At 39.0% G+C, this 8090-nt stretch carries 8 protein-coding genes and 1 pseudogene; 1 reads left to right on the forward strand and 8 read right to left on the reverse strand.

What is annotated here, in order from left to right; all coding sequences use genetic code 11:
- Together DSM106972_RS54120 and DSM106972_RS34330 are read right to left on the reverse strand one after the other, a co-directional pair.
- Positions 1 to 234 (reverse strand): annotated as a pseudogene (locus DSM106972_RS54120) (type IV secretory system conjugative DNA transfer family protein); the annotation flags it as partial.
- Positions 231 to 800 carry a histidine kinase gene (locus DSM106972_RS34330; protein ID WP_127084893.1) on the reverse strand — a complete coding sequence of 190 codons (570 nt, stop codon included), beginning with the start codon at positions 798 to 800 and terminating at the stop codon, positions 231 to 233. The gene DSM106972_RS34330 and the pseudogene DSM106972_RS54120, both read right to left, overlap by 4 nt.
- Positions 801 to 881: 81 nt before the next feature.
- Here DSM106972_RS34330 and DSM106972_RS55080 point away from each other — a divergent pair, with 81 nt between their 5' ends.
- A complete protein-coding gene (locus DSM106972_RS55080) occupies positions 882 to 1016 on the forward strand; it encodes a hypothetical protein (RefSeq protein ID WP_267901195.1) in 135 nt (44 codons plus the stop codon).
- Positions 1017 to 1029: 13 nt separating this feature from the next.
- Here DSM106972_RS55080 and DSM106972_RS34335 read toward each other — a convergent pair whose 3' ends face one another.
- The 6 genes from DSM106972_RS34335 to DSM106972_RS34360 all read right to left on the reverse strand — a co-directional run bounded on the left by DSM106972_RS34335 (position 1030) and on the right by DSM106972_RS34360 (position 7994).
- Complete coding sequence (locus DSM106972_RS34335; protein WP_127084894.1) at positions 1030 to 2871, reverse strand: hypothetical protein; 1842 nt, start codon at positions 2869 to 2871, stop codon at positions 1030 to 1032.
- 79 nt (positions 2872 to 2950) lie between these two features.
- Entirely contained in the window at positions 2951 to 3718 is a 768-nt protein-coding gene (locus DSM106972_RS34340) for a hypothetical protein (protein WP_127084895.1), read from the reverse strand.
- Between the two features lie 2 nt (positions 3719 to 3720).
- On the reverse strand, positions 3721 to 5391 hold the full coding sequence (locus tag DSM106972_RS34345) for a TrbI/VirB10 family protein (RefSeq protein ID WP_127084896.1): 1671 nt from the start codon (positions 5389 to 5391) through the stop codon (positions 3721 to 3723).
- Positions 5391 to 6188: a hypothetical protein gene (locus DSM106972_RS34350; protein WP_127084897.1), complete on the reverse strand. Its 798-nt coding sequence runs from the start codon at positions 6186 to 6188 to the stop codon at positions 5391 to 5393. Before DSM106972_RS34350 ends, DSM106972_RS34345 begins: the two co-directional genes overlap by 1 nt.
- 20 nt (positions 6189 to 6208) lie before the next feature.
- Positions 6209 to 7246, reverse strand: a complete 1038-nt coding sequence (locus tag DSM106972_RS34355) for a hypothetical protein (RefSeq protein WP_127084898.1) — start codon at positions 7244 to 7246, stop codon at positions 6209 to 6211.
- Positions 7247 to 7268: 22 nt separating this feature from the next.
- Positions 7269 to 7994 (reverse strand): hypothetical protein, encoded by a 726-nt coding sequence (locus DSM106972_RS34360; protein ID WP_127084899.1) that lies wholly within the window; start codon positions 7992 to 7994, stop codon positions 7269 to 7271.
- Positions 7995 to 8090 lie beyond the last annotated feature (96 nt).

Raw genomic sequence — 8090 nt, forward strand, 5'->3', positions numbered from 1 at the left:
TGCTTTATAAGATGCGCGCGCTTTCTCACGGGCGCCGCCCCAATAACTCGTAGCCACTTTTCCTTTATAATTAGCTCCTGACAAAAACTTAAAAATACCAATAGCAACAAAACAACCTAGTAATACTAATCCAGATTGCGATTTCATCAAATTCGCTAATCTTTCTATTTGTAAGGTTTGTGATGTAGTTGCTAAATGTTGCGTTTGAGAATAATCTAAAGCGTATTTACTCACTTTTTTATTCCTTTTACTTCACTTGTTACTGCCGTCAAAGATTCGTTAAAGCGCGCATATTTATGACCTTCGTAGCAATACAAATTATTTGTAACCATATCTTCTTTATTTGCGCTTTGTGTAACCACCATGCAAGGAAATTTTTGATTAACAGTATCTGAAACTTGAATCAAATTTGTGAGCGGTGGTAGATTAGGATTGGCGATTACCTGTAAAACTAACTCACCTGATTCGGTATACATTGAGTAAAGACAACCTTTTGCTCCACAAAGTTTTGGCGAGTGGTAGTCAAACAAATACAATTTACCTGCACCTTGTGATGGGATTTGCATTACTTTGACTAATTTCTGGTCAATTTCAGGCGCCATATCTACGGATAATACTTTTTTAAATAGTGCGGCTGGTGTATTATTTAATGCGCTTTCCCAAGTAGTTGCGCGGGTATTTAAAGCTGGACTGAACTTGAAAAACAGCATTATAGTAAGGATTGTAAGAATTGCCGCTAAAGGAATTACTTGGTACTTAGACAATTTAAAACTAAAATTTTGCGTTAATATTGGTTGCATACTTACCTCTATAATTAGTGCTTAATACCAACAGTTTGAGTAGGTAAGAAGATTGGCAACGGATTATGAACGGATGTAACGGTGAGACCACTTGGCGGTGTCGGCTTCCGTCCCGCCAAAGTGGCGAACCCGAAGGGATGGTTGATTGTATATAATCAAACTTTGTTTCTAACAAATAATTTATCCGTTACATCCGTTGCATCCGTTGCTAACTAACCCACTCGTAACCTTAATCACTACAACCCATTGTTTGCAAGGATTTAGAATACTGATTAGCAACATTACTACCGTATTCTCGAACTGATGATTCCTCACTAACATCGCTAACTGCTGCATCAACAGGAATACTGGCGCCAGCAAAATGCATTTGACCCGCGCGCTCAACTATGCGTTCTCCAGTAAAGGCTTTTCCCGTAGTTGGGTCAATTTGCTTCGATGCATTATCAAGTAATTCATTAACATCAGATGCAATTAAAGTTTGCTGCTCAGATGGTGAAAAATACTGCGTCATTTCCTCACCAGTGACTTTTTCTCCTTTATCTAATTTGGCAAGAAATTCTGTCCCACCGGATTTACTTGCGATAATTCTCCGTACATCCGGACGTTCGGACATCAATTGCATGGCGCCTAATGGGCGACCGCAATTACCTTCGGAGTCACACAAATAATTTCCTACCGAGTTGTAATTACTTTCTGTTCCTGATAGCGCTGTGCTTAAAGCATCAATATTTGTACCTGATGAATGTTGTTTAGAACAGTTACCTTTAACTGCTGGTAATAAATTCGATACGCTGCTACTTGAAACAATTGGCACCTGATTAAAAGTAAAACCGCTACTCTTCAAGCCTGTGGGAGTAGAAGTAGAGTTATCGGCGCCCCCAGTAATCAAGCCTAAGAAAATAGGGTCTTTTTCTTTGTAAGTCATAAACGGGACAGGACCAATAAAATATGGCGTACACCCTAAATCAATAAAACTATTTCGCATACAAGCTCGGAAGAATAAAGCTTGAGACATCATTCCATCAACTTCTGATACATCCCAAACTGCAACTTTGAAAGCATCCCCAAATGGATTTCTACCCGTGGGTTCCTTCCCACCATTTGCCGAACCAAGAATTCCCGAACCACCCCTAACTAATTGATACTTTCCACTTACCCAAGCTTTTCCAGAAACCGCATCAGAACCCGATAGCTCTACATGAGCGCAATCTTTACTGCATTGCACAGCAAACCCTTCTTGCTCACTTCCTGAGATAGTACGATTACGTAATTGCTCATCAGTACCAAAAGTTATATCAACAATACCAACTTCTGCACCAATTGAGTTAATTGGGTTGGGGAATTGGGAGAAAGACACATTATTTAACCCTGGTATTTCGTCAATATAAGCTCCTTGCCACTTTTCAAATGCGCCGATTGGAGTTATTGATAAATCAGGAATGGAATCTACATTATAAGCGCTTAAATCTAATTGAGTAAAATTTAATTTACCTAAATGTGGAGATTGCTGTAACAAGTTACCGATTGTTTGATTCGCGTCAAAGTAGCTCGATAAATCTTGAGCAAGTAAATCATAAATGGGTTTTACTTGGGCAATGGTTATTGTTTTTAAATTAGGTATAGCTTGAACTAAACTTGATAAAGTTTGCTTTCTCATAATACCAAATCTATCTAAAGTAACTTTATTTAAATTCGAGTTCACAATTTGAGATATATCGTTAAGTGAAAATTTTTGTAGTTCAAAAGAATCTTGAAAATCACCTAACATATTGAAAGAATCTGGAGTTTGTCCAGCATTCCAATTTCGAGAAGGGTCATATCCTAATTTTTGGGTTACATCTGAAGGTGCTTGGAAAGACCCCGACTCGCTAATAGCTGGCATTTTTGCAAAAGTTATTTGATTCCAATCAGGTATACGAGTATTTTGCCAAGCAACTGTAGGAATTTGGGTTTGAGTGAATGGAGGGCTAGATATACTTTGTGCTTGGGATATTAGTATTATTGCACAAAATATTAGTATTGATAAGCTAACTCTAAATGCTAGGTGAGAAGGATGGTTTAATATTTTCATCGTTCTTATCTGATGATTGCGACAAATGATGTTGATGTAACGAACCGCAAAGGCGCGAAGGAAGAAAAGAAGGATTTTTTTAGTTATTGATTACACGCTGTTTAAAATTATCAAGTTGCCTATTTTGACCAAGTTGAATTAGTCGATTGACTAGCTGTAAAGAAATCCCACTTTGCTGGGCTGCGTTTTCTGTTGATTCTCCAGCTTTTACAGTCATCAAAAAGTTTTCAATCCGGCACCATAAGCGAGAACCAGGCGAAATCAAACGTTGTCGTTGAGCAATTTCTAATCCTCTGGTCATAATCTGCAAATTCGTAATATTTGTGGCGCCAGGAAAGATTATGGTTTCTGGTTCTTCTGGTTTTGGTATAACTTCTATTGTGTGGTATTCGGGCGTTGCATCACCCATCGCGACTCGAAATACATAGACTTGGCGCCCTGAACTACCTTTAGCTACTACGGTCAACAAGCTGGTATTGGTTTTGGGTAACTGCGGTACTTTGAGCGGGTTTATTCGCCGTAGATGTAATACTGTTGCTCCTGGTGTTTCGCAAGGGCGCCCTAACCCAGATAAACAACCATCGACATCAAGTGAAGCAATAGTAGGATTATCTAACCATACTTTTTCTACTATCTCGCCGCTTTTGATAAAAGAGATGTTAATTCCATACCCTGGTGATAATTCGATTTTTGGTATTTCTTCCTTACTATTCCCAGTAGCTACATCTTGTGAAATTTGGCGTACTCCTTTTAAGTTGACTGTTTGGGCTGACGCTAAAAAAGGTTCTGCAAATACCGTCACAACAGATGAAGCAATAACTACTATGCTTTTTAGATAAGCTTTCATAATTAAAACTCGAATGACTTATTAATAAAAACTTGAACATTAGTACCAGCTTTGACGTACCAAACTTGTTCTTGCTGTTGAATGGATGCTAAGGCGCGTTGATTTCGTTCTAAAATTTGTTGCGTCAGTGGCTCAAATCCACCTTCCAAGACTGCTCCTAAGATATTGGTTCGACTTTGCCGATTAGAAGAGAAAGTAGTTGTACCCCCAAAACCGCTGGAATTAAAGATTTGTTCTTCTTTTGGCTGATTAAGAACTTTACCTACTTTTGCTAAAGAACCAACAACAAATGTTTCTGCGTCGCGCGATGCTATTTCTCCTCCTTTATCTCCCCACTTAGATGCCATCAGTGGTTGACCTGAATTACCGCGAATACTTATTGCTGCTGGTGGAAGGACATACTCTTTACCATCAATTACAACCTGCGTTGCTTGAAGTTCTACGAATCCAGATTTTTGGATGTTGTCCACCTGAGCAATTATCTGAGAACCTTTTGGTAATGTAACAAAACCCTCCTCAGTGGTTAATGGTTCAGTTAGTTCAACAATAAACTTTTCTGCCTCTGTTGAAGTAGTTGGATTTTTGTCAGTATTATTGTTTGAATTTCTACCCCAGACTAAAGGAGTAGTTAACTTCCCTCTGGCACTGGCGCCTACTGTTAATTGTTGTATAGGGGCGCCGTTTATTATTGCTGCTTCTTCATCTTGAAGCGGCTCAAGAGAAGTAGTTTCAACAGTTTCGCTCGACACTGTTAAAACAGGAGTAGCATGAGGGATTGTAATTTGTGTTGGTTGCTTATTATCTACAGTGTCTACAGTATTATTACTTGGCTTATTCTTATTGGATGTATCAAAGTTAGAAGCAATCTCACTTCCTCCATAACTTCCTAAACGATTAATTGCCATCCATTCCTCCATTGGGTCTGTTGGTTGCTTAATAGGAGTTGGCGCCAATACAGTATTTTTAGGAGTGGCTATCGGTGCTTTATTTATTACAGGTTGTAATCCTCTATTTGAGGGAATACTGGGAGGATAGTATCTAGCTGGTTGGTAACTGGGACGAGGAGGATTATAAACTTGAGGTGGGCGTACTTGTGCTGAAGCTATTTGGTATTGAGGGCGATTTATTGGCTTTCGCTCTCGAACAGGAGTTTTAAGATTTTTAGAATTTTCTACCGACTTAATTTTCTCTGCTTGACTACCCAAAGCTAATTCTGCTTTTAGTTTTCCTGTTTCGGCTTCCTGTTGATTGACGTTTGGGTCAATTTCTAGCTTTGGTTTTGGATTGTTTAATGCGGCAGTTTTCGGCGCCGACTTTGGTCTACCGGACATAATCGTATTTAAAAACGTTGCTCCAGCAGCAAATACTACCAGCATTACTAGACCCACGGCGCCGAATTTAGCGAAGGGATTGGTAGCGAAAGTTGGCTGCGTTTTACCTAATTGCGGGTCATCAAACAGTTCCGACTGTGAAACAACATTATTTGGGACTTCTTGAGTGTCGCTCTCTACTGCTTCATCATTCTCAGATGTTGAACTATTGAAATTAACTTCTTCTGAGCTTAAACCTAACAATCGAGCAAAACTTCCTGTATCCCAATTTGAATTAGATGTTCCCGAGGCTTCTGCCTGCACAATTTCGGTTGAGTTATTGTTGTGTTCTTTTGACTGCATTATAAATTCTCCTGCGGTAAATCTCGAATTGCATAAATTTCTAACCCGCTCGAACGAACTTGATAAATGATTGCTGCTAATCCATCTAGTTTATTGGGAGATAGAGGTGCCTCTACTGCTCGCACAAAAATTTCTTTATTAAAAGGAATCACTTCTCCTAGATTACTACCTTGGTCAAATATGGTTAGGTTAGCAATCATTTTTATTTTCCATTTACCCTCAGCTATTTTGACAGGTGATTGAATCGAAAGCGGAATTAACACTACTTGTGTTTTTCCTCTGAACACTCCAGGGGGGGTAATATCCGCAAGCATTTTTAAAAAATCTTTACGAAAATCTTCAGATAAAGTATAAGATGCTTGCCAAGCTCCAGAGGCAACTTTACCTCGTGAATTTGTGAGCGAACGAATATCTATACCTGGGTCAGGTTTTGGTAATCGTGTTTCTTCAGAGGTATTCGCTGGTATCGTTCCCGACCAATTCATCATTAGTGTCATCGTATCTGAAACAAAACGCAGGATAACTTGAGGAGTACGTTCGAGGCTACCAATAGGCGCCACTGTAACTGATTGACCTGATTCTAATTGTACTAAGCTTGGAGGCGCCTTTCTATTCAATTGAGAATAGGAACCGTACAGTAGTAGAAGTATAAAGAATGTAATGATATTTAACCCAAAAGTTCCAACAGCAAATAACGCTAAAGTGTCGCCAGTTGAAAAACTTTTGGACGTGCGATTTAAAAATCTAAGTCGTTTATTCTCTGTGCTTGTATTCAGCTTTTTATCTACATTAGTCATAATATTAGCCTTGCAATTGATTACAATTTATTAACCATCCTGGTAACTAATGCAGAAAACCCAATGCTGACAAGACTAGAAAAGCTATTAAAAATTGCCATTCCTCCACCTGCGGCTAAAACTACAGATAAAATTGGAGCAAGAACACCAATTGCAAATGCAAAAATCATTGGGTCATTATTATCAGAATTCAGCACCATTGTGGCAACTAAGCCAGAAATTATGTTGAAACAAAGCTTTATCATTCCGACTGAGAAGAAACCTACTAACCATGCAAGAATGGCTTTTTGACCTACAGGAAGTAATGAACCTCCCACAGCAAGTGGACCTAGTAAAGCAGTCAGTAACAAACAAATTTCGACAATCCACTGAAAAGCAGCAGCAAGCGCTAGTAACCAACCACGTACAGCTAATTGGAAAATATTAGTGTCAAAAAAATCACTAATACCCTTAAGCCAGTCAGGGCGGTTATCATCATCGAGTTGAGCTTCAATCTCTTTGGCTTGTTTTGAAGCATTTTGCAAGCATTCATTTTGCTGTGTAGGGTCGGCAATTGCATCACACTGGCTAATTAGCGAGTTAATAGCGTCTCCTTTCCCTGTTTTTAGCATTACTTGCTGGTAAGCTTCTTGTAGTTGTACAGATGCCGATGTTGAAGCTAACAAAGTTTGGTTGGTCTGATTAATTATTTCTCTCAACCCTTGAGTTGCAGTCGCTAACGGTTGACCGTTATTTGCGAGTAAAACAATTACTATGACTATCCAAATCAACTCCGTAAAACCTTTAGAACTATCACCGTCTATCATCTCCCGTGTCCACTGGACGATAAAAATTAGCAAAGTGCCAACAGCAAAGAATATTCCAAGATTAGCAATGGCGCCGTATAACCCACCACTTAATACATCACTCCACATCTTATCCATCGCTTCTGCCACAGCTTCACTCCCAGCTAAACCGTCTTCTGTAATAGTAGAAGCTGCTTGTCCAGGATTGGGAGGTTTAGCTTGAGTTTGGGCAAATAAAGAAGGCAATAGTTGTAAATAGAGAGAAAGAATCATACATAGCAGTCCTCACAGTTCCTCAAAACAAACGCGCTTGCGCTGCCGTGCGTAAATTACTAAATCCTTGACCAACACTTTCCTTTTGACGCGCTTGATTTTGACCATCTAAAGAACGTGAAATATTAGTTAAATTAAGATTAGCCAAATCTTGAGATTGCTGAGACTTCAAACCATCTGTTCGCATCGCTCCTAAAATTGCTGCTGTTTGGGCATTTTGTTGAGCAATACGCTTCATCACATTCTGTGTAACCACTTCAGAGTCCGCAGCGTCAGCATCTGATTCGACTTGTTCAACCGAAGTTTGAGTATTTTCAAGCTGTTGTTTAGTAAGTTCTTGACCAGCTTTGCTCAAAGTTCCGTTAGTCAAAGCGCGCGTAATTTGACGGTCTACTTCATTTGTTGCTCTTTCAACACCATTAACAGCTGTATCTGAAATCGCTGCAATATCTTCAATTTTTTCTCTCGCTTCGGTAGAATCTGGTAATCCTAACGCTCCAATTGTATCATTAATAGCTGCTTGCAAATCTCCATTTAAAGATTGGCTTAAAGATTGCATTTTCTGAGAAAGTATTGACGATACATACTGATTTAAAGAAGTTAGCTCTTGTTGCCATTGTCCAAATAATTGAGTTAATGGATTGTTTTTCACAAATGGTATTGACAATGCATTAGCGCTTGTGAGTCCAAAAGTGGATATTATTAAAGCACCAAAAACACCATATGTAACCTGCTTAATTTTCTTCATAATACCCCTACATTGTCCCAATCAATTGTTTTGAAAACTCTGTTAAAGCTACAAACTTATCAGGGTACTGCGCTAAAACAGCAGTTCGTTGTTCTT

It is taken from the genome of Dulcicalothrix desertica PCC 7102, from assembly GCF_003991905.1.
Taxonomy (GTDB): domain Bacteria; phylum Cyanobacteriota; class Cyanobacteriia; order Cyanobacteriales; family Nostocaceae; genus Dulcicalothrix; species Dulcicalothrix desertica.

Excerpts from the sequence above, each read along its gene's own strand:
- DSM106972_RS34330 (WP_127084893.1), bottom strand. The coding sequence starts at position 800 with ATGCAACCAATATTAACGCAAAATTTTAGTTTTAAATTGTCTAAGTAC.
- DSM106972_RS34335 (WP_127084894.1), bottom strand. The coding sequence starts at position 2,871 with ATGAAAATATTAAACCATCCTTCTCACCTAGCATTTAGAGTTAGCTTA.
- DSM106972_RS34340 (WP_127084895.1), bottom strand. The coding sequence starts at position 3,718 with ATGAAAGCTTATCTAAAAAGCATAGTAGTTATTGCTTCATCTGTTGTG.
- DSM106972_RS34345 (WP_127084896.1), bottom strand. The coding sequence starts at position 5,391 with ATGCAGTCAAAAGAACACAACAATAACTCAACCGAAATTGTGCAGGCA.
- DSM106972_RS34350 (WP_127084897.1), bottom strand. The coding sequence starts at position 6,188 with ATGACTAATGTAGATAAAAAGCTGAATACAAGCACAGAGAATAAACGA.
- DSM106972_RS34355 (WP_127084898.1), bottom strand. The coding sequence starts at position 7,246 with ATGATTCTTTCTCTCTATTTACAACTATTGCCTTCTTTATTTGCCCAA.
- DSM106972_RS34360 (WP_127084899.1), bottom strand. The coding sequence starts at position 7,994 with ATGAAGAAAATTAAGCAGGTTACATATGGTGTTTTTGGTGCTTTAATA.